The following is a 26,999-nucleotide window of genomic DNA, read 5'->3' on the forward strand; positions in this document are numbered from 1 at the left end:
GGCCGTACCCGGACGGGCGGGGCGGCGGCGGCTCAGCCGGCCGGTGCGGAGGCGTCGTGGTGGCGCTGGACGTGCTGGGCGAGGTCCCGCAGCCGCGGGTGGCGGTAGACCTCCTTGACCGAGATCACCAGGCCGAGGTTCCGCTTGAGCCGCCCCACGACCCGCAGCGCCATCAGCGAGTGCCCGCCCAGCGCGAAGAAGTCGTCGTCCGCGCCGACCCGCTGCCGGCCCAGCACCTCGGACCAGACCTCGGCGATCAGCTTCTCGTAGGGGCCGTCCGGCTCGGCGGACGCCGGGTCCGCCGCCGGGCCGTCCGGCGGCGCCGGCAGCGCGGCCACGTCCAGCTTCCCGTTGGCCGTCAGCGGCAGCGCGTCGAGCAGTACACAGTCCGACGGCACCATGAAGTCCGGCAGTACCGAGGCGAGATGGTCCCGCAGCCGGGCGGGGTCGGGCGCCGCCCCGCCGGCCGGCACCGCGTACGCCACCAGCCGCTCACCGGCCGGCCCGTCGTCGCGGACCACGACGGCGGCGCTGCCGACGCCCTCGTACGAGACCAGCGCGTGCTCGATCTCGCCCGGCTCGATCCGGAAGCCGCGGAACTTCAGCTGGCGGTCGGCCCGGCCCAGGAAGGCGAGCAGGCCCTCGGCGGTCCGCCGGACCCGGTCGCCGGTGCGGTACATCCGCTCGCCGGGGCCGCCGAACGGATCGGCGACGAACCGCTCCGCGGTCAGCGCCGGGCGGCCGGCGTAGCCGTGGGCCAACCGCGGCCCCGCGACGTACAGCTCGCCCTCGGCGCCCTCGGGCACCGGGCGCAGCGCCTCGTCGAGCACGTACAGCCGGCCGCCCGGGAGGGCGTCCCCGAGGTGCGGGGTGCCGCCGGTCATCCAGGTGGCCGTGGCGTCGACCGTGCATTCGGTCGGGCCGTAGAGGTTCAGGGCTTCCGGGCCGCCCGCACCGGCCGCCTCCGCGAGCTCCCGCCAGGTCCGTGCCGGCACCGGCTCGCCGCCCATGAACAGCCGCAGCGTCCGCCCGTCGGTCCGCGGCGCGGTCAGCGTCCCGCGTAGCAACTCCCAGTGGGACGGGGTGAGATCGAGGTCGGTGACCGCGTGCGCATCGAGCACGGCGGCCAGCCGGGCCGGGTCCTTGCGGTCCTCCTCGGTGAGCACGACCACGGTGTCGCCCCGGCAGACCCGGGCCCACTGCTGCACCGACGCGTCGAAGGACACGCTGGCGTTCCAGGCGACCACCCGGGGCGCAGCCGCGTAGGCACCGGCCTCCTCCAGCCCCGCCAACAGGGCGGCCACCCCGCCGCGGGACGCCTCCACGCCCTTGGGGCGGCCGGTCGAACCGGAGGTGTAGATCAGGTAGGCGGGGTCGAGCGGAGTGCTGTCCGCCGGATCCGCGGGAAGGCCGCCCTCCGGCGCAGGCGCCTCGCCCGGGACGTCCGGATCGAGGACCAAGGCCCCGGCCGCCGTCCCGAGCGGGCCGTCCGCCTCGGCGAGCAGTGCCGCGATGCCGGCGTCCCGGGCCATGAACGCGAGCCGCTCCCGCGGATAGTGCGGATCGAGCGGTACGTACGCGGCACCCGCCCGCCACACCGCCAGCAGCGCCACGACGAGCCGGGCCGTACGGGGCAGAGCCACGCCGACCCGGGCGCCGCGGCCGACGCCGCGGACGGTCAGCGCGCGGGCCAACCGGGCGGTGCGGCGGTCGAGTTCGGCGAAGGTCAGGGAGCCCTCGCCGTCCCGTACCGCGATCCGCTCCGGGTGGTCCCGCACCACCCGGGCGAAGCGCCGGACGGCGTCGACCGGCTCCGGACGGACGTCAGCCATGAACAGACTCCTTGTGCCGCGCGGGGGCGTCCCGCGGAGAGGGAGGTGAAGGGAGTAAGGAGAGGGAGGGGAGCGCGGTCCGGCGGGCCGTGCGGCGGCCGGTCAGCCGAACGCGGCGGCCGGCGGCACGGTGGGCCGGCAGTCGGCCAGTTCGACCGGCGCGCCCATCGACACCGCGATCCGGCGGTCGCCGCGGAACGGGTCGCGGCCGTGCGCGGTGAGGATGTTGTCGACCAGCAGCAGATCGCCCGGCTGCCAGGGCTCCCGGACCGTCGCCGCGTCGTACGCCGCCTGGACGGCCGCCAGGTCCTCCTGGGTCAGCGGGCTGCCGTCGCCGAAGGCCGTACGGAAGGGCAGTCCGTCCGGTCCGAACTCGTCGAGCAGGATCTCCCGCAGTTCCTCGTCCAGCGACCACTCGTTCCAGAAGACCAGGTGGTTGAACCAGACCTCGTCCCCGGTCACCGGGTGGGTAAGGACGCCGGGCCGCACCTGGCCGGTGCGCAGGTTGCCGTCCTCCTGCCAGGCGTGCGCGATCAGGTTGTCCGCGCAGTAACGCTCCACCGCCGCCCGGTCGTCGGAGCCGAACGCGCTGCGCCAGTCGGTGGAGATGTGGTCGGAGTAGCTGCGGCGGAGCAGCCAGCCGGTCTGCCGCATCTTCGCCACCAGGGGCGCGGGGATGCCGGCCAGCACCTTGCGGCAGTCGGCGACCGGGGTGGCGCCGCCCTCCTCGGGCGCGCTCAGGCAGGCGAACAGCAGCAGGCCGGGGAAGGTCAGGGTGTAGCTGTTCTCGTTGTGCATGTGGATGCGCTGGGACGCCGGCAGGTCGGTGGACGAGTAGACGCCCTGGCCGAAGTCGCTGCGCGGGGTGGCCTTTTCGCGGTACGGCGTGGACTCGGGGATGAGCACGTCGCGGACCGCGGCGACATCACCGACCTCCGTCAGGGGCAGGCCGCGCAGGTAGACGGCCCCGTGGGTGTGCAGCGCCCGGGTCAGTTCCGGGCGGGCGGCGGCGAGCCAGGCACGGGCCGCGGCCATGTCCGCCAGGCCGGGTATCCGGGCCAGGGCGGGCTTTCCCGGGGCGAGTTCCCAGGCGAGCGACCGGGAATCCGGCAGGTTTGCAGGACGCACGTTCAGCACCTTTCACTCAGCGCCTTTTCGGGTACGGCATTCCGGGGGCACCGTCAGGTCAGCCGCTGTAACTGCCGAGCGCATTGTTGGCCGCGAGGTCCAGCCGGTCCACCATCCAGGTTTCCAGGCTGCTGTCGCTGCGTTCCGCGGCTGCGCGGTACCGGGCGATGCGTTCCGGGGTGAGCTGAATTCCGACGGATGCGGTTTTGCGGGTGGCGGACGGTCCGGTTTCCCGGGCGGCCCGGACGTTCGCCCGTAATTGATTGCGCGACCAGCCCAGTTCCTCGGCCCGGTTGAGCCAGTAGTCTTGCTCATGGGGCGGCAGCGACGCCACCTCCGCGTGGTGGTGGAAGCTGAGGCTGTCCCGCCGGCGGGACACCTCGAACCGCCTGGCCACCCAGGCGTAGTTGCGCAGGGTCTGGTAGTCGAGGCCGACCGCGTCGACCGCCCTGCGGTAGCGGTCGGTGTAGCGCCACTGGCCGTAGATCAGCCAGTCGCCCAGGCACCAGGCCGACGAGTTGGCGACGGCCGAGATCCGCCGGCCCGCGCTCTTCCAGGTGTCGTAGCTGACCGCGGCCGGTATCTGGAGGCCGACGCGGGTGACGAAGACCCCCCGTGCGGCGTCCTCCGGCGTGGTCTGCCGGGGCGGTACGGCGGGGAGTCCGGTGATTTCCTTGCCCGACCCGGCGCGCGGAGCGGTGCCCAGGGCTGCGGACGATGTGCTCAAAGCTTCTCCTCGGTGCGGTCGCTGCGAACCGGACGGGTTCCGCGCACCGGCCGGACCGTGCCTGCGGTCCGGGTGCGACGGCCGCCCGTCGGAAAATGCTCGGCCCGGGGCGCTCAGAACGGCCCGGTGTGCGGGGCGGGAACGCGGCCCCAGGCCGAGTCGCCGAGGACGACGCCGGAGGCGTCGGAGGTGAGGTGGCCCGCGCGCTCGACGGACGGAGCGGAATGGTCAATTCCATATCCGACGGCGGTGGCCAGGACGGCGGCGATGGTGAAAACGCGCAGGATGCGAGGCATCGTGGTCCCCCATTGTGCGGCCAAGGATGTGGCTGGCGCCGCTTATCCTCTTCGGCCCGCCAAGATCATTGGACTGCGGACGGGGTGCACAAATGTAACCTGCATAGTTGTGAACGATGAAGAACTGGGTCGATGTCGGTGCAATGGGGGTGAATTACCCTCAGGTCGGGTATGCGGCGATGCGCTGAGCTACTACCGGCGCATTCTCCGTGACGGAACGGCGGGCCGCGAGACCGCCCCGCCGTGCCTGCGCGCACTCGGTCTCGTCACCGACGATCCACGGACACCCGGCGCCACCACCCCCGTCCCGCCCGAGGCCGCGGCGATCGCCGCGCTGCGCCCCATAGAAGAGGCGATCGCCGACCAGCAGCGCACCTACCGCTCCGTCCAGGCCACCCTCTCCGTCTTCACCCGGACCTACGACGACGCCAGGAAACGGGAACAGCCCACGCTCACCGTCCTCAACGGCGCCACGGTCATCAGCAACGCCCTGGAAGCCGCCGTGAGCGGCTGCCGCGAGGAACTGCTGACCACCCAGCCGGGCGGCGGACGCCCGGAACACCTGCTGAGCGAGGCGCTCGACCGGGACCTGCGGATGCTCGAACGCGGCGTCCGGCAGCGGACCGTCTACCAGCACACCGTCCGCTCGCACGCACCCACCCTGGCCTACATCGAGAAGGTCACCGCCGCCGGGGCCGAAGTGCACACCCTGGTCGAGGTGTTCGAGCGGATGATCATCTGCGACCGGCAGGTGGCCTTCATCCCCACCACCGAGGAGCGCAGCGACAGCGCCCTGCAGATCCGGCACCCCGCCCTGCTCCGCTTCCTCGTCGCGCTCTTCGACAGCGCCTGGTCCCGTTCGGTGCCGGTAGGACCGGGCGGCGTACCGGCCCGCTCCCCGCTGATCACCTCCGACGTCCAGCGGGCCATCCTGCAGGCCGTGGTGTCCGGCGAGACCGACGACTCCATCGCCCGGCGGATGGGCATGAGCCGCCGCAGCGTGGCCAAGCACATCAGCCGGGTGTCCCGGCAGCTGGGCAGCAACAGCCGCGCCCAGCTCGGCTATCTGCTGGCCACCTCCGGTCTGCTGTGGCTGCCGGAGCCGCCCGGCGGCCCTCCGCCGGAACGGACCTTCTGACCGGCCCGGACGCCGACCGGACGGGCGCACCAGGCCTCCTCACCGGGTCGCGTCCGACCGGTTCTCCTGCAACTCCACCGCCTCGTACAGCGCCTTGATGTTGCCGCTGCCGAAGGTCCGGGCGCCGAGCCGCTCGATGACCTCGAAGAACAGCGTGCCGCGCGGGTGCCCGGACCGGGTGAAGATCTGCAGCAGCTGGCCGTCCTGGTCCTGGTCGGCGAGCACGTTCAGGTCCCGCAGCTCGTCGACGGAATGCCGGGAGAGCGTCAGCCGGCCCGGGATCAGGTCGTAATAGGTGCCGGGGGTGTCCAGGAAGCCGATGCCGCGCGCCGCCAGCAGTCCCACCGAGCGCACGATGTCGTCCGACGCGAACGCGACGTGCTGCACGCCGGCGCCGCCGTGGGAGGCGAGGAACCGGTCGATCTGGCCCGGCGCGCGGCCGGTGTCCGGCTCGATCAAGGTCAGCGTGACGCTCCCGGCGTCGTTCTGCACCACGATCGAGTCCATCGCCTGCGCGCCGACGACGATGCGCTCGGTGAACACCGCGGCGAAGCCCAGCGCCCGTTCGTAGTACTCGACGGTCGGTCCCAGCCGCCCCGGCTCCAGACACACCGCCAGGTGGTCGATCCCGTGCAGCCCGGTGGCCGCCGGGCCGGGGACACCGGCGGCCGGTCCCGGCCGCTGCACGAAGGTGTGCACCACGTCCCCGAAGCCGGCGATCGAGGCGGTGACCACCCCGTCCCGCTCGGCCGGACCGGCCACCGGTTCGGCGCCCCGCCGCACCGCCTCGGCGAACGCGGCCGCGGCGTCCGGGGTCCCGAGCGCGATGTCCCGGACCCCGTCGCCGTGGCGCGCGACGTACCGGGCGGCCGGATGCCCGGCGTCCTGCGCGGCGGTCAGCACCAGCCGGATGCCGCCGGCACCCACCGCCACCGTACGGACCCCGTCCCCCGGGGCACCCGAGGCGGTGGGAAAGCGGTCCAGGACGCCGAAGCCGTAGCACGCGGTGAACGGCTCCGCGGCCGCTGCCAGGTCACCGACCGCGAAACCCAGGTGATCGAGGCGGAGTTGACGGAGCGGTCCGGCGGGGACCGAGGTCGTCGCGGACATCCCGGGTCAGCCCCTGCCGTCCTGCGCCGCGGCCATCGCCGCCACCAGGGAGGCCGGCCGCAGATCCGTCCAGTGCTCCTCGATGTACGCGGTGCACTCCGCCCGCCCGCGGTCGTCCAGCCGCACCTCCCAGCCTTCCGGGACCTCGGCGAACGCCGGCCACAGGGAGTACTGGCCCTCGGCGTTGACCAGGACCTTGAACGTACCGTCCGTGTCGTCGAAGGGATTCATGACGATGACCTTTCAGGAGGATCGAGGGGGAGTGCGCCGAGCCGCCGGTCGGGATCGGCGGCCACCTCGCGCAGCAGCCGGACGTAACGGTCCGCCAGCCGCTGCACGGTGGCACGGTCGAACAACTCGGTCGCGTATTCCAGGCTGACGTCCAGCGCACCCGGCGCACCGTCCGGCGCCGTCCGGCTCACCAGGTCGAAGGCCAGGTCGAAGCGGGCCGCGCCGGAGCCGGCCAGCCGCCACTCATGGGCGGTGCCGTCCAGCACCAGCGCCGACCCGGCGGTGTTCAGCAGCCCGAACGCGATCTGGAACACCGGGTGGTGGGCCAGGCTCCGCGGCGGGTTGACCGCCTCCACCAGCAGGTCGAACGGGACGTCCTGATGGGCGTAGGCGGGGATCCACGCCTGCCGCACCCGGTGCAGCAGCTCGCCGAACGACGGATCGCCGGAGGTGTCGGTGCGCAGCACGACGGTGTTCACGAAGAAGCCCACGAGATCGTCCAGCGCCTCGTCCGCGCGGCCCGCGGTCGGGGCCCCCACCACGATGTCCTCACCACCGCCCAGCCGGGTCAGCAGCCCGGCCAGCGCGGCCTGCAGCACCACGAACAGCGTGCAGCCGCTGGTCCGGGCCAGCTCGTCCAGCGCCCGGCGCAACTCCGCGGGGATCACGAACTCCACCACGTCGCCCGCGCCGCCGGCCACCTCCGGGCGCGGCCGGTCACCGGGCAGCGGCGTGCACTGCGGGATCCCGGCCAGCGCGGCACGCCAGTGGGCCAGCGCCTGCGCGAGCGGGCTGTCCGGATCGTCGCGGTCGCCGAGGACTTGGTGCTGCCAGGCGGCGTAGTCCCGGTACTGGACCGGCAGCGGGGGAAAATCGGGCACCGTGCCCGCGCGCCGGGCGGCGTACGCCCGGGACAGATCGCGGAAGAGCGGGGTGAAGGACCAGCCGTCGGCGGCGATGTGGTGCAAGACCACGAGCAGTACGTTCTCCTCGCCGGTGCGGAACAGCACCGAGCGCAGCGGCAGCTCGCATTCCAGGTCGAACGGGGCGCGGACGGCGCGGGACAGCAGCCCGTCCACCTCGGCCGGCCGGCAGTCGGTGACGGTCAGTCCCGGCCGGGCGTCGGCCGGGTCGAGGACCATCTGGTAGGAGGTCTCGCCGTCGGCGGGGAAGACCGTCCGCAGACTTTCATGACGGGCCGTCACATCGGTCAGCGCGGCGCGCAGCGCATCGGTGTCCACCGGGCCGGGCAGCCGGAGCACCAGCGGGATGTGGTAGCCCGGATCGGCGTCCCCCATCAGCTGGTAGAGCAGCCACAACCGCCGCTGCGCGGGCGACAGTTCGGCGCGGCCCGCGCGCGGGGCGGGCACCAGCGGGACCCGGGCCGCCGGCCCGGCCTCCTTGCGGTGCTCCAGCCGCGCCGCCAGCCCGGCGACCGTCGGCGCCGCGAACAGGTCCTCCAGGCCCGGCCGGACGCCGAGCGCGGCCCCGATGCCCGCCGCCGCGCGGGTCGCGGTCAGCGAGTGCCCGCCCAGCGCGAAGAAGCTGTCGTCGATGCCGACCCGGTCCACGCCCAGCACGTCCGCGAAGACCCGGCACAGCAGCCGCTCGGTCTCGTTGCGCGGGGCCCGCCCGGCACCCTCGAACACCGGCGCCGGCAGCGCCCGCACATCCAGCTTGCCGTTGTTGGTCAGCGGCAGCCGGTCCACCACCACACAGGCGGCGGGGACCATGTGCCCGGGCAGGGCCAGCCGCAGCGCGTCCAGCAGCCGGGCCGGCCAGTCCTCCCCGACGGTCGCGGCGGTGGCCGGCGCGGCCGGGACGACGTACCCGACCAGGTTCTTGCCACCGTGGTGGTCGGGCAGCGGAACGACCGCCGCCCGGGCGACGTCGTCACGGCGGGTCAGCTGGTGCTCGATCTCCCCGAGCTCGATGCGGAATCCGCGCAGTTTGATCTGGTTGTCCTCGCGGCCGAAGTACTCCAGCAGCCCGTCCGCGCGGCACCGCACCAGATCACCGGTGCGGTACATCCGGCTGCCGTCCCGCGCGAACGGGTCCGCCACGAACCGGCCGGCGGTCAGCTCCGGCCGCCCCCAGTAGCCCCGGGCCACGCCCCGCCCGGCGAGATAGAGCTCACCCACCTCGCCCGGGCCGACCGGCCGCAGCCGCTCGTCCAGCACATGGGTGCGCACGCCGGCCAGCGCCGTGCCGATCGGGACCGGCCCGTCGCCCACCTCCGTGACCAGGTGCCGGGTGGCGAAGACGGTCACCTCGGTCGGCCCGTACACATTGACCACCGACCCCGGGCCGGAGGCCACAAGCGTCCGCGCGACCGCGCTGGGCGAGGCCACCTCGCCGCCCATCCACACCTGGCAGCCGTGCCCGAAGGCGTCCGGGGACTCCTCCGTCATCAGGTTGAACATCGACGGGGTGATGAACGTGGAGGTGATCCGCTCCGCGGCGAGGGTCCGCACCAGCGTGGCCGGATCCAGCCGCCCCGGCGGCGCGACGACCACCGTCCCGCCGCGCAGCAGCGGCACCAGGATCTGGTACACCGACGCGTCGAACTCCAGCGGCGACTGCAGCAGCACCCGCGCGTCGATACCCGCCCAGCAGCCGTCGGCCGCGAACTCCACCACGTCCCGGTGGCTGATGGCCACGCCCTTCGGGCGGCCGGTCGAGCCCGAGGTGTGGATGACATAGGCGAGTTGCTGCGGCAGCACCGGCGGCGGCGGCGCCACGGCGTCCGCCGGCGCGCGGTCCAGCAGCTCCCCGACGACCCGGACCGCCACCCCGGCGAGCGCGCCGGTGGGGTCCTCGGCGCAGCTCGCGCGCAGCGCCGCGGCCCGCTCCGCGGTGTCCACCAGCACCAGGCGGGTACCGCACTCGCCGAGCACCGTCCGCAGCCGGGCGGCGGGGGAGCGGACGTCCAGCGGGGCGTAGGCGCCACCGGCCTTCAGCGTGCCGAGCAGGGCGACCACGACGTCCGGGCCGCGCTCCATCAGGATGCCGATGCGGTCCTCGGGCCGGACGCCGCAGCCGGCCAGCGCGCGGGCGAGGGCGTCACTGCGTTCGTCGAGCGCACCGTAGGACAGCGCGGCACCGCCGCCGCCCCCGACCGCGGGCGCGTCCTTCTTCTCGCCCACCCGGGCGGCGAATACCGATGTGATGGTGCTCGGCGCTTCCGGCAAGCCGAATCCCCTTTCGGCACGGATGAGTTGACCCGGATCGGCATTCGGCTTCCACCGCGGTCCGGCGACGGCGCTCGGCAACGTAGGTCGGTGCCGGAAGGGGTGTCAAGGAACCCTCGGTGTCCCGCCGGCGGGACACCGGACCTTGCTTGTGCGGATTCCCCGCGGCCGGTTGAATGACCGCCGCATCGCCTTTCCACACATTCCTTTTGCAATTCCGGAAGAGCGCAATGGGATGAGGTCTTCCCGATGACACTGGACGGCACCGGCGCCGCCCCGCACGGTCCGCGCGGCGCGCGCGAGGAGATCCTCCGGGGTCTGTTCGCCGAGATCCTCGACGCCCCCGACATCATGGCCGACGACAACTTCTTCGCCCGCGGCGGGACCTCGATGCTCGCCGTCCGGCTGATCAACCGGATCCGGGCGGTGCTCGGCATCAAGATCGGGGTGCGGGCGCTGTTCGGCGCCCAGACGGTCGCCAAGCTCGCCGCCCACCTCGCCGCCGACGACCCCGTGCACCACCCCGTGACCCGGGTGACGCCCCGCCCGGACCCCGTACCGCTCTCCTCCGGCCAGCGCGGCCTGTGGTTCCTCGACCGCCTCGCCGGCCCCGGCGCCACCTACAACATCCCGGTCGTCACCCGGATCACCGGCACCCTCGACCACCGCGCACTGGCCGCCGCACTCGGCGACGTCGTCACCCGCCACGAGGCACTGCGCACCCTTTACGGCGAGCGGGACGGCGAGCCGACCCAGCGGGTGCTGCCCGCCGACGAGGTGCGCATCGACCTGCCGGTGACCGACCGCACCCCGGACACCCTGCCCGCTGCGGTGGCCGCCGCGAGCGCCCACGTCTTCGACCTCACCGCCGAAATCCCGCTGCACGCCGAGCTGTTGCGGACCGCGCCGGACCGGTGGGTGCTCGTCCTCGCACTGCATCACATCGCCTGCGACGGCTGGTCGGTGAGCCGGCTCGGCCGCGACCTGTCCACCGCGTACGCCGCCCGGCTGCACGGCCGGGCCCCCGACCTGCAGCCACTGCCCGTCCAGTACGCCGACTTCGCGTTGTGGCAGCGCGCCGCACTCGACGAGGAGTCCGTGCCCGGCTCCCCGGTCGCCCGCGGACTGGCCCACTGGCGCACCGCCCTGCGCGACCTGCCCGAGGAACTGCCGCTGCCCGCCGACCGCCCCCGCCCGGCGACGGCCGGCACCGCCCACGGCACCCTGCGCCTCCCCGTCGACGCCGCCACCCGCGCCGGCATCCGGCACCTCGCCCGCACCGGCCACGCCACCGAACTCATGGTGACCCAGGCCGCGTTGGCCGCCCTGCTGACCCGGATGGGCGCGGGCACCGACATCCCGCTGGGCACCGTCGTGTCCGGTCGCACCGACGACACCCTCGACGAACTGATCGGCTTCTTCGTCAACACGCTGGTGCTGCGCACCGACACCTCCGGCGACCCCACCTTCGACGACCTGCTGGCCCGGGTACGGGACACCGACCTCGCGGCCTTCAGCCACCAGGACGTGCCCTTCGACCGGCTCGTCGAGGAACTCCAGCCACCCCGCTCGCTCTCCCGGCACCCGCTGTTCCAGGTGATGCTGTCCTGGGCGTACGGCGGCGACCTCGGGCTGGAACTGGCCGGCGCGACCTGCGTCACGGACCGCGCGCAGGCCCAGGGCGCCAAGTTCGACCTGGAGTTCGCCTTCGACGAGCGGCCCGACCAGGACCTGCTGGAACTCTCCCTCACCTACAGCACCGCCCTCTTCGACGAGCCCACCGCCCAGGCCCTGGGCGAGCGGCTGCTCCGGCTGCTCGACCGGGCCGCGGCCGACCCACAGGCGCACATCGGCGCCCTCGACCTGCTCTCCGCCACCGAACACGAGCAGGTCGGCCGCGACTGGCAGGGCACCGTCCGGCCGTCCGCACCCGGCACCGTCGTCGGGGCCTTCGACGCCCGGGCCGCCGCCGCACCCGACGCCCCCGCCGTGGTCCACGGCGACACCGCGCTGACCTACGCCGAACTCGCCCACCGCGCCGAGCAGTTGGCGCGGCACCTGGTCCGTGCCGGAGTGGCCCCCGACACCGCCGTCCCGCTGCTCATGGAGCGGTCCGCCGACCTCCTGGTGGCCCAGCTCGCCGTCCTCAAGGCCGGCGCCGCCTACCTGCCGCTGCACCCCGACCACCCGGAAGCCCGCCTCCGGGCGGCCCTGGCGGAGGCCGGCAGTCCGGTGCTGCTCGCGGACCCCGCGCACCGGGACCACCCGGTGGCCACCGGCCACACCGTCCTGACCCCCGGCGCCCGCCCCACCACGGACCGCGGCCGGCCCGCCGCACCGCCCGCCGTCCACCCCGACCACCTCGCCTACGTGATGTACACCTCCGGCTCGACCGGCGAGCCGAAGGGCATCGGCACCACCCACCAGGGCGTCCTCGACCTGGCCCGCGACTCCTGCTGGGGCCTCGGCCCCGGCGACCGGGTGCTCTTCCACGCCCCGCACGCCTTCGACGCCGCCACCTACGAGATCTGGGTGACGCTCCTCAACGGCGGCTGCGTGGTCGTCGCACCCCCGGGCGCACTCGACGGACCGGCCCTGACCCGGCTGATCACCCGCCACCAGATCACTCACGTCCATCTGACCGCCGGGCTGTTCCGCACCGTCGCCGAGGACCACGCGCACTGCTTCGCGCCCGTACGCGAGGTGCTGACCGGCGGCGACGCGGTGTCCGGACAGGCCGTCGCCCGGGTCCTGGCCGCCTGCCCCGACACCGCCGTCCGCGCCCTGTACGGCCCGACCGAGACCACCCTGTGCGTCACCCAGACGTCCTGGCAGCCCGGCGAACGCGCCGACGGCACCGTCCCGTTGGGCCGCCCGATGGACAACACCCGGGCCCACGTCCTGGACGAGGCGCTCCGCCCGGTCCCCGCCGGCGTCGTGGGCGAGCTCTACCTGGCCGGCGCGGGCCTGGCCCGCGGCTACACCGGCCGCGCCGCACTGACCGCCGAACGCTTCGTGGCCTGCCCCTACGGCGCCCCCGGCGAGCGGATGTACCGCACCGGCGACCTCGTCCGCCGGGACACCCGCGGCCGGCTGTTCTTCCTCGGCCGCGCCGACGACCAGGTCAAGATCCGCGGCTACCGGATCGAACCGGCCGAGGTCGAGACGGCGCTCGCCGCCCTCCCCGGCGTCCGCCAGGCCACCGTCACCGTCCGCACCGACCCCGCCGGCGAGAAATTGCTGGCCGGCTACGTCGTGCCCGAACCGGACGCCCCCGCCCCCGACCCCGCCGCCCTCCGTGCCCAACTGGCCGCCCGGCTGCCCGACTACATGGTGCCCGCCGCGCTCCTCACCCTCGACGCCCTCCCGCTGACGCCCCACGGCAAACTCGACCGCCGTGCGCTGCCCGCCCCGCGGTTCGCCGCGGCCCCCCACGGCCGGGCCCCGCGCGGCCCCCGCGAGGTCGTACTGTGCCGCCTCTTCGGGGAAGTCCTCGGCCTGCCCCCGGTCGGCATCGACGACGGCTTCTTCGAACTCGGCGGGCACTCCCTGCTCGCCACCCGCCTGGTCCACCGGATCCGCTCGGTGCTCGGCGTGGAACTCGGCGTCCAGGACCTCTTCCGGGCCCCGACCGTGGCCGGACTCAGCGCCCTCGCGGCCGCCGGCAGCACCGGCACCGAGCTCGGCGAGGTGCTCACCCTCCGCGCCGACGGCGACCTCCCCCCGGTCTTCCTGATCCCCGCCGCCAACGGCCTGAGCTGGGCCTACGCCCCGCTGCTGCGGCACGTCCCGGCCGGCCACCCGGTGCACGCCCTCCAGGACCCCCGGCTCACCGACGGCAACCCCGGCCCGCGCACCGTCGCCGACCTCGCGACCGGCTACCTCGCCCGGATCCGCGCCCTGCGCCCGCACGGCCCGTACGTCCTCGCCGGCTGGTCGTTCGGCGGCACGGTCGCCCAGCAGATCGCCACCGACCTGGCGGCACAGGGCGAACCGCCCGCCCTGCTGGTCCTCCTCGACGCCTACCCCGGCGATGTCCTCGGCTGGGGCACCACCCTCGACCCGCGCACTCTGGTGCCGCTCGCCCTGGACGGCATCACCGCCGAGGCACCGGACGGCACCGGCCTGCCCCCGGCCGCCGCCCTGCACGAGGCGCTGCGCACCGCCGGCAGCGCCCTCGGCTCCCTCGACGAACGGACCGTCGGCCGGCTCGTCGAGGTCGCCCGGCACAACGTCCGGGCCCTGGCCGAACACCGGCCGGGCCGCTACTCCGGACCCGTGCTCTGCTTCGACGCGGCGGCCGGCCATCACCCCGCCGGCCCCGCCTCGGAAACCTGGCAGCCGCTCCTCGACGGCCGCGTCGACACCGTCGCCGTCCGCGCCGACCACACCGGCATCGTCACCGCCGCGGCCATGCCCGAGGTCGGCCCCGTCGTCGAGGCCGCCCTCAAGGCGGCGGCCCCACCGGCCTGACCCCTGCCACGGCCCCGCCCACCCGCCGCAAGGAGGAGCATGCCCCGCCGCCGACGCCCCCCGGAGACCGGACCGCGGAAACACCGCGGCAACACCGCCGCCACGCGACCCAACTACCTTTTCCCCCAAGGAAATCCGGTACAAGGACATCCGGTCCGCACAAAGGCGGTGACAGGCCCGTGAACTCCGGTCAGCCCTCCCTGTACTGGGAAGACGGTGCCATCGTCACCGTCGACCAGCGCGTCCTGCCGCACACCCACCGGCAACTACGGCTGCGCACGGTCGACGAGACCATCGAGGCCATCACCACCCTCGCCGTCCGCGGCGCCCCGGCCATCGGCCTGGCCGGCGCCCTCGGCGTGGCCCTCTCCGCACACCGCCACCGCCACCCCGACGGCACCCTGGACGAAGAGGCTGTACGCGCCGACGCCCGGCGGCTGGCCGCCGCCCGCCCGACCGCGGTCAACCTCGAATGGGCCGTCCACCGGGTCCTGGCCCGGCTCGGCGAGGGCCGGCAGGCCGTCCTCGACGAGGGCCTGGCCATGCTGCGCGAGGACGCCGAGGTGAACGGCGCGATGGTCCGGCGCGCCGCGGACCTCCTCGACGACCTGCTCCCGGACCGCCCGCTGCGACTGCTCACCCACTGCAACACCGGCCGGCTGGCCACCACCGCGGTCGGCACCGCCCTCGGCGTGATCCTCGAACTCGCCGCCCGCGGCCGGGTCGCCGAGGTCCTCGTCGACGAGACCCGCCCGCTGCTCCAGGGCGCCCGGCTCACCGCCTGGGAACTGCGCGAGGCGGGCGTACCGCACCGGGTGTGCGTCGACTCCGCGGCCGCCGCCGCGATCGCCACCGGCCTGGTCGACTGCGTCCTGGTCGGCGCCGACCGGATAGCCGTCAACGGCGACGTCGCGAACAAGATAGGGACCTACGGCCTCGCCGTCGCCGCGGACCGCAGCCAGGTGCCCTTCCTCGTCATCGCCCCCGAATCCACCCGCGACCCCGCACTGCCCACCGGCGCCGGCATCACCATCGAGGAACGCGCCGCGACCGAGGTCACCGAGTTCGCCGGCACCCCGGTCGCCCCGGCCGGCACCGCCGTCTTCAACCCGGCCTTCGACGTCACCCCCGGCGAGCTGATCACCGCGATCGTCTCCGAGACCCGGGTGCAGCGCCCCCGCGAGGCGACCGTGGCCGCTCCCGGCGCGGACCTCCCCGACGACGGGCAACTCGCCGCCGAAGTCGCCGCCATGTCCCGGGCGCTGTACGAACGGGACTGGATGCCCGGCACCTCCGGCAACATCTCGGTCCGCTCCGCCACCGACCCCAAGACCGCGCTGATCACCGCCAGCGGCCGGGACAAGGGCGACCTGACGGCCCGTGACCTGGTCGCCGTGCACGCCGAGACCGCCGACCCGCTCGCCTCCGACGGCCCCCGGCCGTCCGCCGAAACCGCCGTCCACGCGGCCGTCTACCGCACCACCGACGCCCGCGCCGTGATCCACGTGCACGCCCCGTACGCCACCGCCGTGGCCGGCCGCTGGGCCCGCGAGACCGCCGCCCCCGGCACCGGCCCGGCCCCGCTCCCGCTGCGCGCCTTCGAACTCCTCAAGGGCCTCGGACTGGCCGACCCGGCGGCCACCCACGTGCCCGTCTTCCCCAACCACGCGGATGTCGGGAGGATAGCCACCGAGGTGGCGGACCACTTCCAGGACCGGCCCGAGGCACCGCCCGCGCTGCTCATCGCCGACCACGGCATCACCGTCTGGGGCCGGGACCTGGCCCAGGCCCGCAACCGGCTGGAGTGCCTGGAGGCGATCTGCCGGCTCGTCCTGCTCGACGACGGCAACTGGCCGGCCCGGCCCGCCCCGACACCGGAAGGAAACCCCGCATGACGCTCCTTCAGCTGATGCCGGACGACGCACCGGACACCGTGCTGCTGCGCACCACCGACACCACGGTCATCGCCAGGACCCTCGCCGGCCACGGCGTCGAACTGCGCCACTGGCCGGTCCGCGGCCCGGTCACGCCCCACGACGACAGCGACGAGATCCTGCAGCGCTACCGCGCCGAGGTCGACGAACTCAGCGCCCGCGAGGGCTTCCGCCTCATCGACGTGGCCCGCCTGCACCCCAGCGACGACCCCGCCCAGGCCGAGCAGGCCGCCAAGGCCCGCACCACCTTCCTGGAGGAACACCGGCACGCCGAGAACGAGGTCCGCTTCTTCGCCCACGGCCGGGGCTGCTTCTACCTCCACCTCGGCGGCCAGGTCTTCGCCACGGTCTGCGAAGCGGGCGACCTGCTCTCCGTACCGGCCGGCACCCGCCACTGGTTCGACATGGGCACCCGCCCCGACTTCACCGCCATCCGCTTCTTCGAGGAGGAGGACGGCTGGGTCGGCGACTTCACCGGCGACCCGCTCGCCCGCTCCTTCCCCACCCTCGACGCACTCGTCGGCACGCCCGAACCGGCGGCCCCATGACCGACCGGCCCACCCCCGGCACCCCGCCGCACACCCCGGCCGGTGCCTCCGTCAGTGTTCCCGTCAGTGCCCCCGTCAGCGCCGTCGTCCTGGACATCGAGGGCACCACCGGCTCGGCCGACCACGTCCACACCGTGCTCTTCCCGTACGCCCGCAAGCGGATCGCCGGCTGGCTCGCCGCCCACCGCGGCGAGCCCCGCTGGACCGAGATCCTCGACGGCGTGCGCACCGGGACCGGCACCCCCGACCTCGACGAGGCGGGCGCCGCCGACGCCCTGCACGCCTGGGCCGACGCCGACGTCAAGGCCGCCCCGCTCAAGGCCCTCCAGGGCGAGATCTGGGCGGCCGGCTACGCCGACGGCACCCTGCGCGGCCACGTCTACGACGACGTACCCGAGGCGCTCACCCGCTGGCGGGCGGCCGGCATCGCCCGCCACATCTACTCCTCCGGTTCGGTGGCGGCCCAGCGCGACTGGTTCGCCCACAGCAACCACGGTGACCTGACCGGCCTGATCGACGGATACTTCGACCTGACCACCGCCGGCCCCAAACGCGCACCGGACTCCTACCGCACCATCAGCCGCACCCTGGCCGTCCCGCCCGGACGAACGCTCTTCCTCAGCGACGTCCGCGACGAACTCGACGCCGCGGCCGCGGCCGGCTGGCAGACCGCGGCGGTCCGCCGCCCGGACGACCCCCGCGGCCGGTCCGTCGCGGGCCATCCCGTCCACGGCGACCTCACCGGGCTCCACCACCTCCCGCCCGCACCGCCACCCCCGGCCGCCTGACCGACCTCCCGGCCCACCCACCGAGACAGGACACATGACCACCACCGCCACCCCCGCCGCCGAACTCGCCGTCATCGGCGGCAGCGGCTTCTACGAACTCCTCGCCGACGCCGAACGCATCACCGTCGACACCCCCTACGGCGAACCGTCCGACGCGATCACCCTCAGCGAGATCGGCGGCCGTCGCGTCGCCTTCCTGCCCCGCCACGGCCGCGGCCACGCCGTACCCCCGCACCGCATCAACTACCGCGCCAACATGTGGGCGCTGCGCTCCCTGGGCGTCCGCCAGATCCTCGCTCCCTGCGCGGTCGGTTCGCTCCGCCCCGAACTGGGCCCCGGCGCCGTCGTCGTCCCCGACCAGCTCGTGGACCGCACGAGCGGCCGCGCCCAGACCTACTACGAGCGGGGCGCGGTCCACGTCTCGTTCGCCGACCCCTACTGCGCGCACGGCCGGGAAGCGGTCCTGGAGGCGGCCGCCGCCACCGGCACCGAAGCCACCGACGGCGGCACCATGGTCGTCATCCAGGGACCCCGCTTCTCCACCCGCGCCGAATCCCAGTGGTACGCCGCGGCCGGCTGGTCCCTGGTCAACATGACCGGCCACCCCGAAGCGGTCCTCGCCCGCGAACTCGCCCTCTGCTACACCGCCGTGGCCCTGGTCACCGACCACGACGCGGGCATCGACGCCCACCAGAGCGTCTCCCAGGAAGAGGTCTTCAAGGTCTTCGCCCAGAACACCGAACGACTGCGCGCCCTCATCCTGGAAACCCTCGACCGCCTCCCCAAGGAACGCACCTGCGGCTGCACCGCCACCCTCGCCGGCCTGGAGCTGCCGTTCGAACTCCCCTGACGGGCCGGCGACAGCCCCGCCCGGCTGCTGCCCGGTTGCTGTCCGGCTGTTCCGTCCCTCAGGTGGGTCCGGGCCCGTGCGGTGTGACATGCCGCAGGTGGCGTAATGACCGGTCCGGACCGTTCGGGCACGCGACGCTGAAGGGCCTTGAGCACGGTCGAATGACCGTGCTCACGGTCGTCAGGAGCCCGTGGTGGACAGGTCGGGGACGGACAGGTCGGGGACGGACGGTTCGGGGCCCGACGGGTCACCCCGGCCGGTCATGGAACGGATCCGCGGCGACCGCCGGCCGGGCCGCGGTCACCCGGCACCCCGCAGCGCCGCGATCGTGGAGAACAGCGGCTTCGAGGTCCCCCGCCCGCCGGCCTGGATGCGCTGGCTGCCGGTCGCCTACGTCGCGCTGGTCCTGCTCCTCGAAACCGTCACCCCCACCGAATGGGCGGTCAGCTTCCTGCTCATCGCCCTCCCCGTGGTCGCCGCCTACACCCTGGGCCCCCTCAGCGTCGCCGCGGTCACCACCTTCACCCTCGTACTCGAAGGCGTGATCGCCGGCACCCCCTGCTGCACCGGCCACAACATCCACCAGCTCTGGGAGAACCACCACGTCGCCGCCTACATCGCCACCGCCCTCGTCGGCGTCCTGGGCATCGCGCTGGCCGCCCACCGCCGCCGCCAGGAGCAGTCGCTGGTCCGCGCCAACTCGGTGGCCGAGGCCCTGATGCGCACCCTGCTCCGGCCGGTCCCGCACCAGGTCGGACACGTGCTCGCGGCCGGCCTCTACCGCTCGGGCGAGGTCGGCACCATGGTCGGCGGCGACCTCTACGACATCCGCGCCACGAAGACCTGCGAACGCGCCATCATCGGCGACGTCCGCGGCAAGGGCCTACGGGCCGTCCGCACCGTCGCCGACATCCTCGGCAGCTTCCGCGAGGCCGCCTACGACCAGGGGGACCTGATCGGCGTCGCGGCCCGGATGGAACGCCGGCTGGCCCGCGAGGCCGCCGAACTGCACGACGACGAACTCTTCGTCACCGCCGTCCTGGTCGAGTACGACGCGGTGGCGGGCGAGGTGACGATCGTCAACCACGGCCACATCGAACCGGTACTGATCTCCGACGGCGAGGTGACCCCCCTCCTCGGGCCCCCTGCCCTCCCGCTCGGCCTGGGCGCCCTCGCCGATGTGACCGCCACCGCCTACACCCACCGCTTCGCCCCCGGCGACGTGCTGCTCCTCTGCACCGACGGCCTGATCGAGGCCCGCGACCACGACGGCGCCTTCTACCCCCTCCTCGACCGGCTCCGCCACCACTTCACCGGCCGGCCCGCCCCCGGCCCCGCCGACGTCGTCGACTTCCTCAACACCGATCTGCCCCGCCACACCCGGACCTTCCACGACGACGTGGCCATCCTGGCAATCGCGCCCCAGGGGGCGCCGTAGCGGCTGGTGGGGGGGAGGGGCCGGTGCGGGGGAGGGGCTGGCGTGGCCCAGGAATCGGTGCGAGGGAGGAGCCGGGGCCGGTGTGTGTGGGGCGGAGGGGCCGTTCGGGGAGGGCGTCGCGCCAGGGCTTCGTGGCTGGCCTCAGTGCCCTGCGGCCGGCCTCCGGGCAGCGCGCCGCCGCCGACCCACCGCGGCCCGCCCGGCGCCCGCCGACTCCCCCCGCTCTGCCACGCTGTCGGTGTCGGCGTGGGTGCTGGTGCCGGTGCCGGTGGCAGTGACGACATCAGGGGCGGTGGCGGCATCAGGGGCAGTGGCGGCACCGCTGCCGGACTCCGGTAGCACCGCCGACAACGGACGGAACGGCAGCACCCCCGCGTACCCCACCAACCGGGAGAGCTGACGCCCCGCCAACTCCCGTACGCCGGCCAGATCCAGTCCCGGGTCATGGGCGGTGAGCCGTACCGACAGCCCCGCCAGCAACGCCTGCGCCGCCGTGGCCACCTCGGCCGGCACGCAGTCGTGGAAAATCCCTTCGGCCAGCCCCGCGGCCACCGCCTCGGCGACCGGCTGTTCCGTACGCCGGTTGAGCCGCGCCAGCGCCTCGGCGAGCTCCGGCGAGCCGGCCGCCCGCGACTCCAGCTCCGCCCACAGCCGCGCCTCCCGCACATCGTCGTCGGTGAACGGCAGCGCGAAGTCGATCAGATCCGCCAGCCGCCGGTCCGCACCGGCCCGCCCCACCTCACCGGCGCTACGGGCCAGCCGCTGCTCGGCCCGGCTCAGCGAGTGCGTCAGAGCCTCGGTCAGCAGCTGGGCCCGATTGGCGAAGTGGTAGTGCACCAGCGCCGTCGAGACCCCTGCCTGACGCGCCACATCCGCGATCCGCACCCCGTCGAAACCGTCCCGGGCGATCAACTCGACGGCGGCATCCAACACCCGCCCCCGCCGGTCCACCTGCTCGTGCCGATCCACCTCTGCTGCCGGTCGATCAACCTGGCGATCAACCTGTCGATCAACGTCGGCCGTCTGACGACCCACCTCTGCGCGACGGTCCGTGGAACCCATGGCCCGATCCTTCCACACCGGGTATTGCCCACCCCCACCTCCTGACGTTAACGTCAGGGCCCGCCCAGCCGCTGACTTTAACATCAGCCCGCGACGTCAACCCGTCATGCCACCCCGCCACGTCAACCCGTCCCGACCGCCGATCCCCGCCTTCAAGGAATGGATGGACGCCATGCCCCGCTACGGCTCGATGTTCGGCCCCGACATCACCTTCCTGGGGGTGGAGCGATGCACCCTCGACGAGCCGGAGACCTACCGCGACGCCGACGTGGTGATCATCGGTGCACCGTTCGACGGCGGAGTCAGCCACCGCCCCGGCACCCGCTTCGGTCCCCAGGCCATGCGCGCCACCGACTACAACGCCCATGACGGCTCCCGGCCCTCCCTCGCCATGCGGGTGGACGCACTCGCCGATCTCCGCGTCCTCGACGCCGGGGACGTCGAAATGTTCGCCGGCGACATCGAGGGCAGCATCCAGGCCATCGAGGACGCGGTGGCCACCATCGCGGCGAGCGGCGCGATACCCGTCGTCCTCGGCGGCGATCACACCATCGCGCTACCCGACGTGACCGGCGTCGCCCGCACCCACGGCTTCGGCCGGGTGTCGATCATCCACTTCGACGCCCACGCCGACACCGGCGACACCGAGTTCGGGCATCTGCACGGCCACGGCCAGCCCATGCGCCGCCTCATCGAATCCGGCGCCGCCCGTGGCGACCGCTTCCTCCAGATCGGCCTGCGCGGCTACTGGCCCGGCCCGGAAACCCTCGACTGGATGGCCGACCAGCACATGCGCTCGTACGAAATGAGCGAGATCACCGCCCGCGGCCTCGACGCCTGCCTGGAGGAGGCGATGGCCCTCGCCCTGGACGACTGCGACGCGGTCTTCCTCTCCGTGGACGTCGATGTCGTCGACCCCGGCATGGCCCCCGGCACCGGAACCCCCGAGCCGGGCGGCCTCACCTCCCGTCAACTCCTGGACGCGGTACGCCGCTTGGCCCTCGAACTGCCGCTGGCCGGCATGGACGTGGTCGAGGTCTCCCCGCCCTACGACCATGCCGACATCACGGCCTACCTCGGCAACCGCATCGTCCTGGAAGCTCTCTCCGGCCTGGCGGCCCGCCGCCGCGGCGACACCTGGAACCCCTCCCGCCCCCTCCTCGACGGCCGCGGCACCCGCCCCACCCCCGCCCGCCAGACACCGACCGGCCCCTGACACGGCGGGGTTGCCCGCCCGTAGGTCCGTAGGCCGGTAGGCCCGTTGCGAGTGGCGGTTCGTTATGGGTGCAGACCGCCCCTCAGGTCGCGCTCCTACGTGCCCCCGGTGCACCGCCCCATGCGTGCCCCTCCTCAGCCGTCACGTCCGCGTCTGCGTCCGCGTCCGCCCCCTAAGCGCCCACTGCCCGGGTCTCCGTCCGCTGGTGTGCCTCGCGGGCCGCGTCCACGAAGTTCTCCAGGGCCGCCCAGAACGGGCGGTAGGCGGCATCGAACGCGTCACGGCCGTCGCCCTCACCGGCCAGCTCCTGCTGGACGGCCGCGTAGAACGGGCCCGTCGCCTTCTGGAGCGACAGCGCCGCGGCGGCGGCCGACGGCGGGCCCTCCAACTCTACGACACGCGCACAGCGACGGATCTTGGCGTACTCGGCCACCTCCCTGTCATGCAGCTCAGTCAGCGTCGCCGTCCGGTCATCGGAACCGGGTAGCCGCAGCGTCGCCGAAATCTCCCAGTACAACTCGCCCATGCGGTGGGTCTGTTCGATCAGGTCCAGGTACGCGGTACGCCGGCTTTCACGCAGCCGCTCGGCGCGTTGCGAGCGAGCGGCGATCTCCGCCTGGATCCGCGCCGCCTGTGCGCTGCCACGGCTGGTGACCCAACTGGCCAGCACCGCCGTGCCACCGGTTACCGCCGCGATTGCCAGAGTCCACAAGCTGCTGTCACCCACCCGGCGCACAATACCCAGGCGCAGTCGCAGCCCAGCAGCCGCCCGATGCTCACATTCCGCGCCTGTTCGCCGCCGGCGCCCCCGCCGACCGCACACCTACGACGGGAACTCGCCCGGTGGCACCTGACTCGTGGTCGCATTGCCGCCGATCACCTTGTTCAGGGTGAATGTCAGCACCGTGTACTGCGTCCCGCCGGAAACCTGGACGGTCCGGAAATTCGCCTTGTCGTCGAACTTCTCGAAGCTGCACTCCCGGGTGAAGGAGCTCTTCCGGCTGTTCCAGTCCTCCCCGGTCGTGAAGTACACGGTGTACGAACCACTGTTGACGCTACGTATGGTGGTGTTGGACCCCTTACGTATGTAGACGGAGAAGGCCGTCCGCGTGCCTCGGGTCAACGTCACCACGGCATCGCCGCTCGTACCGTTCCGCACCGTCAGCCGACCCAGTCCGCCCCGGCTGCTGTCGCGTATGAACGCGCCATTGGCCAGCCGCCGGTGCTGCGCCTTTTCCGTACGTGGCAGCCGTAGCGTGGCGTCGTACCCCAGGCTCGTGAGCGCGCGGCCGGCCTCTCTCACGCTCTTCGGGCTCTCCGCCGTATCGAGCGTCACCCGTGGTGAGTCGGCACAGCGGCCGCCACTTCCGCGTGCACTCCTGAGGTCCTGCCCCAATGCCCTTAGCGAAACGGCGAGTTGTCGGTTGCCCGCCGTGGCGTTCTCCGGTGTCCGGGCGGTCTCCAAGGCGTCCGCGGCCGCCTCGGCCTTACCGACCGCCGAGTCCAGCGCCCGGTTCAGCGATCCTCCTTCCTGCGCCCGGTCGACAGCTTGAAGCGCGCTGTTGAGCGGGCCCAGGGCGTTGCTGAGGGCGTGACGGTAGGACGCCGGATCGACGCTCGGAGTGGGGGAGGAACTGGGCGACGACGCCGCATCGGCCGTCGATGAACCGCCGGACCCGCTCGCCCCACTCGATCCACCTGCCTCGCTTCCCCCGTCCGACGAACAGGCCGACAGAGGGAGCGAGAGCGCGAGCACCGCCACTCCGAGAGCGACCCCCCGGCGCATCCGCGCCCGTGCCCCCGACCTGCCCCGAAGAGTCGGCGTACGCCGCACCCACATGTATCTGTTCATGATCCCCCCTGGTCCCCCTGATTCCCCCGGTTTCCCGGTAACCCGGGCCCCCAATTCCGCTTACGTTCTGCTGCATTGCTGCATTGCTGTACTGCTCGGTATCTGATGGAACTCCTCAGGGTCCTCTGCACCTCAGAACGCGCAGAATCCTGAAGACCCGCAGAACCCGCGGAACCCTGAAGCCCCTCAGAACCCTCAGAGCCCTCAGCCCCTCCGACTCGGAATCCCTGGAATCCCTTGGCGCCCCTCAAGCTCGGACGAATCCCTCGGGACGCCTCGTCATCCCTCGTCATCCCTCGGTATCTCTCGCTATCCCTTGGTTTCCATCGGTACCCCCAGAACCCCCCTGCTTTCGTCTGCTTTCCCTCAAGTCCCGCAAGGACCTCAAGCCCCGCAAGCACCTCAAGTCCCGCTGGTGCCTCGTGTCTTGAGCCCACCAGATCCCCTGGATCACCCGAACTTCCGGCAACTGCCGAAAGGAACCGGATGCATAACTAAGGCTTCTCCCACCCGAGTTGACTGTCAAGGTTGCTCGTCCGGGCTGTGGATAACTTCGTCGCTCGCCGGAATTTCTACTTCCGCACCGGTGCGCCGGCCACCGTGGCGTAGGTAGAGTCCGCTGCCATGGCAGCGCTGAGTGATCTTCTCCCCCTTGCCGCTGTGCGCCTGGATGTCCAGGTGGCGGACTGGCAGGAAGCGATCCGAACGGCCGGCGTATTGCTGGTGGAGACGGGGGCCGCGACCGACGGGTACACCGCCGAGATGATCCGTAACGTCGAGGAGAACGGGCCCTACATCGTCCTCGCCCCCGGCTTCGCCTTCGCCCACGCCCGCCCTTCACCCGCCGTCCTCAGGACCGGGCTTTCCTGGGTGCGGCTGTCCCGGCCGTTGGAGTTCGGGCACGAGACGAACGATCCGGTGACGTTGGTCGTGGGCCTTGCCGCACAGGACGCCGACGCGCACACGGAAGCGCTGGCCGCCCTCGCGCGGCTCCTGGCCGACCCGGCAACGGCGCAGGCCCTCCAGGAAGCGGCCGATCCGGACGCGCTGCATACGGTGCTGGCGGAGTCGGCGGCCCTACCGCAGGCGCCGGGAAAGGAAGCGGCACCACCGGAGGAGCGAGCTCACCAACCGTCCCGGAGCCCGTCCGTCCACAAGATCCTCACCGTATGCGGCAACGGCGTCGGCACCAGTCTCTTCCTCAAGAACACCTTGGAGCAGGTGCTCGACCGCTGGGGATGGACCCGGCACGTGACGGTCGAGGCAACCGACACCATTTCGGCCCGGGGCAAGGCGTCCGAGGCCGTGGCGATCCTCACCTCCCGGGAGATCGCCAGGACGCTGGGCGACGTCGGCGTACCGGTCAGGGTCGTCGAGGACTTCACCAGCGGCCGCGAGGTCGACCGGGTACTCCGCGATACGTACGACGTCTGAGCCGCCTCGATCCGCCCTCGTCCGAGCCGCCCGCCTTCCCCGCACGCGGCCCCGCCCGCGACTGCGGACGCCCCCCACCTTCACTGCACCCCACCCGACCCCACCCGACCCCACCCCTCCACCCCCATCCGGCACCGGGAGGACGGACCGCACCATGCACGGGCTCATATCCCTCGCCACGTTCCTCGTGAACGAAATCCTCAGCCAACCCGCGTATCTCGTCGGCCTGCTCACCGCCGCGGGCCTCATCGCGCTCAAGAAGTCCGCCGGGCAGATCGTCGGCGGCGCCATCAAGGCGACGCTGGGCTTCCTGCTGATCGGCGCGGGTGCCGGTCTCGTCGTCAGCGCGCTCGCTCCGTTGGGAGGCATGATCCAGGGCGCGACCGGCGCGCACGGCGTGATCCCCACCAACGAGGCGATCGTCGGCATCGCCCAGGCGAAGTTCGGCGCCCGGGTCGCCTGGCTGATGATCCTCGGCTTCGCGGTCGCCCTCCTCCTGGCCCGCTTCACCCCTCTGCGCTACGTCTTCCTGACCGGCCACCACATCCTCTTCATGGCCACGCTGCTGACCATGGTCCTGGCCACCTCCGGCCAGACCTCCGTGATCGTGGTCCTTGTAGGAGGCCTGCTGCTCGGCATCCTCCTGGTAGTGCTGCCGGCCTTCGCCCACCCCTGGACGAAGCGCGTCACCGGTAACAACAGCATCGCCATCGGCCACTTCGGCACCGCGGGTTACGTCCTTTCCGGTGCTGCCGGTAGGCTCGTCGGCAAGCGCAGCCGCAGCACCGAGGACATGAAGCTCCCCGAGGGCCTGCGCTTCCTGCGCGACTCCATGGTGGCCACCGCGCTGTCCATGGTGCTGATCTACGTGATCATGTCGCTGGTCTACCTGGCCAAGGCGGGCCGGGCCACGGCCTTCAAAGCGTTCGCCACCGGCGGCGGTACCCCGGCCGCCGACCTCGGCAACTACGCCATGCACTCCGTCATGCAGGGGCTCCAGTTCGGTATCGCGGTCGCGGTGATCCTCTTCGGGGTGCGCACGATCCTGGCCGAGCTGGTCCCCGCATTCCAGGGCATCGCCGGCCGGCTCGTGCCCGGCGCGGTGCCGGCGCTGGACGCACCCATCGTCTTCCCGTACGCGCAGAACGCCGTGCTCATCGGCTTCCTCGCCAGCTTCGTCGGCGGTCTGGTCGGCCTCGGCGTGCTCACCTGGGCGTTCCACCCGGCGTTCGGCCTCGCACTGGTTCTGCCGGGACTCGTACCGCACTTCTTCACGGGCGGCGCGGCCGGCGTCTACGGCAACGCCACCGGTGGGCGGCGCGGGGCGGTTGTGGGCGCCTTCCTCAACGGCCTCCTGATCACCTTCCTGCCCGCGCTGCTGCTCAAGGTGATGGGCGCGTTCGGCAAGGAGAACACGACCTTCGGCGATGCCGACTTCGGCTGGTTCGGCACCTTGATCGGCAACGCGGCCAAGGCGGGTTCCACCGGGGGCATCGTGCTGATGCTGGTGATCGGCGGTGTGCTGCTGGGGGCCGCGGTCCTCTTCCAGAAGCGCGTCGTGGACACCGGCTGGGACCCGGGCGCCGCCCGCGACGCCCTGCGGCCCGAGACGTCATCCGGGGGGATCTCCTCGGAGCCGTCCGGTGCGGACACGGCGCTGCCGGCGTCCCGCACCTACGGAAAGATCGCCCCGCCCTCAGGTGCGCCGACCCCACCTCCGCCCCCGTCCCCGGAGGCCGACTGAACGGCAG

General features: G+C 73.2%; 20 protein-coding genes. 10 read left to right on the forward strand and 10 right to left on the reverse strand.

The window, feature by feature from the left end; genetic code table 11:
• Positions 1-32 precede the first annotated feature (32 nt).
• From ACGF4C_RS04100 to ACGF4C_RS04115, 4 genes are all read right to left on the reverse strand, one after another.
• A complete protein-coding gene (locus ACGF4C_RS04100) occupies positions 33-1,832 on the reverse strand; it encodes an amino acid adenylation domain-containing protein (RefSeq protein WP_393563067.1) in 1,800 nt (599 codons plus the stop codon).
• Positions 1,833-1,934: 102 nt separating this feature from the next.
• Positions 1,935-2,960 (reverse strand): TauD/TfdA family dioxygenase, encoded by a 1,026-nt coding sequence (locus tag ACGF4C_RS04105; RefSeq protein WP_393563068.1) that lies wholly within the window; start codon positions 2,958-2,960, stop codon positions 1,935-1,937.
• A gap of 58 nt (positions 2,961-3,018) precedes the next feature.
• Positions 3,019-3,687 carry an LmbU family transcriptional regulator gene (locus ACGF4C_RS04110; RefSeq protein WP_393563069.1) on the reverse strand — a complete coding sequence of 223 codons (669 nt, stop codon included), beginning with the start codon at positions 3,685-3,687 and terminating at the stop codon, positions 3,019-3,021.
• Positions 3,688-3,800: 113 nt separating this feature from the next.
• Positions 3,801-3,983, reverse strand: coding sequence for a hypothetical protein (locus tag ACGF4C_RS04115; RefSeq protein WP_393563071.1), 183 nt, complete (start codon positions 3,981-3,983; stop codon positions 3,801-3,803).
• A 109-nt stretch (positions 3,984-4,092) separates the two neighbouring features.
• Between ACGF4C_RS04115 and ACGF4C_RS04120 the strand changes: the two genes are divergently transcribed.
• Positions 4,093-5,121, forward strand: coding sequence for a LuxR C-terminal-related transcriptional regulator (locus ACGF4C_RS04120; protein WP_393563073.1), 1,029 nt, complete (start codon positions 4,093-4,095; stop codon positions 5,119-5,121).
• A gap of 39 nt (positions 5,122-5,160) precedes the next feature.
• Here ACGF4C_RS04120 and hppD read toward each other — a convergent pair whose 3' ends face one another.
• The 3 genes from hppD to ACGF4C_RS04135 are packed head-to-tail and all read right to left on the reverse strand — an operon-like array spanning position 5,161 to position 9,653.
• Complete coding sequence (gene hppD, locus ACGF4C_RS04125) at positions 5,161-6,231, reverse strand: 4-hydroxyphenylpyruvate dioxygenase (RefSeq protein WP_393563075.1); 1,071 nt, start codon at positions 6,229-6,231, stop codon at positions 5,161-5,163.
• A 6-nt stretch (positions 6,232-6,237) separates the two neighbouring features.
• Positions 6,238-6,462 (reverse strand): MbtH family protein, encoded by a 225-nt coding sequence (locus tag ACGF4C_RS04130; protein WP_393563077.1) that lies wholly within the window; start codon positions 6,460-6,462, stop codon positions 6,238-6,240.
• Positions 6,459-9,653: an amino acid adenylation domain-containing protein gene (locus tag ACGF4C_RS04135; RefSeq protein WP_393563078.1), complete on the reverse strand. Its 3,195-nt coding sequence runs from the start codon at positions 9,651-9,653 to the stop codon at positions 6,459-6,461. Before ACGF4C_RS04135 ends, ACGF4C_RS04130 begins: the two co-directional genes overlap by 4 nt.
• Positions 9,654-9,902: 249 nt before the next feature.
• On the opposite strand from ACGF4C_RS04135, the gene ACGF4C_RS04140 reads away from it, so the two are divergent.
• From ACGF4C_RS04140 to ACGF4C_RS04165, 6 genes are all read left to right on the forward strand, one after another.
• Complete coding sequence (locus ACGF4C_RS04140) at positions 9,903-14,126, forward strand: amino acid adenylation domain-containing protein (protein WP_393563080.1); 4,224 nt, start codon at positions 9,903-9,905, stop codon at positions 14,124-14,126.
• A 179-nt stretch (positions 14,127-14,305) separates the two neighbouring features.
• Positions 14,306-16,021: an S-methyl-5-thioribose-1-phosphate isomerase gene (gene mtnA / locus ACGF4C_RS04145; RefSeq protein ID WP_393563082.1), complete on the forward strand. Its 1,716-nt coding sequence runs from the start codon at positions 14,306-14,308 to the stop codon at positions 16,019-16,021.
• Positions 16,018-16,608 (forward strand): acireductone dioxygenase, encoded by a 591-nt coding sequence (locus ACGF4C_RS04150; RefSeq protein ID WP_393563083.1) that lies wholly within the window; start codon positions 16,018-16,020, stop codon positions 16,606-16,608. Before mtnA ends, ACGF4C_RS04150 begins: the two co-directional genes overlap by 4 nt.
• A complete protein-coding gene (gene mtnC, locus ACGF4C_RS04155; protein WP_393563085.1) occupies positions 16,605-17,396 on the forward strand; it encodes an acireductone synthase in 792 nt (263 codons plus the stop codon). Before ACGF4C_RS04150 ends, mtnC begins: the two co-directional genes overlap by 4 nt.
• A gap of 34 nt (positions 17,397-17,430) precedes the next feature.
• On the forward strand, positions 17,431-18,246 hold the full coding sequence (locus ACGF4C_RS04160) for an S-methyl-5'-thioadenosine phosphorylase (protein WP_393563087.1): 816 nt from the start codon (positions 17,431-17,433) through the stop codon (positions 18,244-18,246).
• A 262-nt stretch (positions 18,247-18,508) separates the two neighbouring features.
• A complete protein-coding gene (locus ACGF4C_RS04165; protein ID WP_393563088.1) occupies positions 18,509-19,684 on the forward strand; it encodes a PP2C family protein-serine/threonine phosphatase in 1,176 nt (391 codons plus the stop codon).
• Positions 19,685-19,825: 141 nt separating this feature from the next.
• Here the strand turns inward: ACGF4C_RS04165 and ACGF4C_RS04170 are convergent, their stop codons facing one another.
• Positions 19,826-20,653, reverse strand: a complete 828-nt coding sequence (locus ACGF4C_RS04170) for a TetR/AcrR family transcriptional regulator (RefSeq protein ID WP_393563089.1) — start codon at positions 20,651-20,653, stop codon at positions 19,826-19,828.
• Between the two features lie 256 nt (positions 20,654-20,909).
• Here ACGF4C_RS04170 and speB point away from each other — a divergent pair, with 256 nt between their 5' ends.
• The gene (gene speB, locus ACGF4C_RS04175) at positions 20,910-21,962 is read left to right on the forward strand and encodes an agmatinase (RefSeq protein ID WP_393563091.1); all 1,053 of its coding nucleotides are present in this window, start codon (positions 20,910-20,912) and stop codon (positions 21,960-21,962) included.
• Positions 21,963-22,134: 172 nt separating this feature from the next.
• Here speB and ACGF4C_RS04180 read toward each other — a convergent pair whose 3' ends face one another.
• Both ACGF4C_RS04180 and ACGF4C_RS04185 read right to left on the reverse strand, forming a co-directional pair.
• On the reverse strand, positions 22,135-22,689 hold the full coding sequence (locus ACGF4C_RS04180; RefSeq protein WP_393563092.1) for a hypothetical protein: 555 nt from the start codon (positions 22,687-22,689) through the stop codon (positions 22,135-22,137).
• A 96-nt stretch (positions 22,690-22,785) separates the two neighbouring features.
• Complete coding sequence (locus tag ACGF4C_RS04185) at positions 22,786-23,724, reverse strand: hypothetical protein (RefSeq protein ID WP_393563093.1); 939 nt, start codon at positions 23,722-23,724, stop codon at positions 22,786-22,788.
• A gap of 714 nt (positions 23,725-24,438) precedes the next feature.
• On the opposite strand from ACGF4C_RS04185, the gene ACGF4C_RS04190 reads away from it, so the two are divergent.
• Together ACGF4C_RS04190 and ACGF4C_RS04195 are read left to right on the forward strand one after the other, a co-directional pair.
• A complete protein-coding gene (locus ACGF4C_RS04190; protein WP_393563094.1) occupies positions 24,439-25,248 on the forward strand; it encodes a PTS sugar transporter subunit IIA in 810 nt (269 codons plus the stop codon).
• A gap of 154 nt (positions 25,249-25,402) precedes the next feature.
• Positions 25,403-26,992: a PTS ascorbate transporter subunit IIC gene (locus tag ACGF4C_RS04195; RefSeq protein ID WP_393563096.1), complete on the forward strand. Its 1,590-nt coding sequence runs from the start codon at positions 25,403-25,405 to the stop codon at positions 26,990-26,992.
• Positions 26,993-26,999 lie beyond the last annotated feature (7 nt).

It is taken from the genome of Streptomyces sp. NPDC048197, from assembly GCF_043202395.1.
Lineage (GTDB): Bacteria > Actinomycetota > Actinomycetes > Streptomycetales > Streptomycetaceae > Streptomyces > Streptomyces siderophoricus.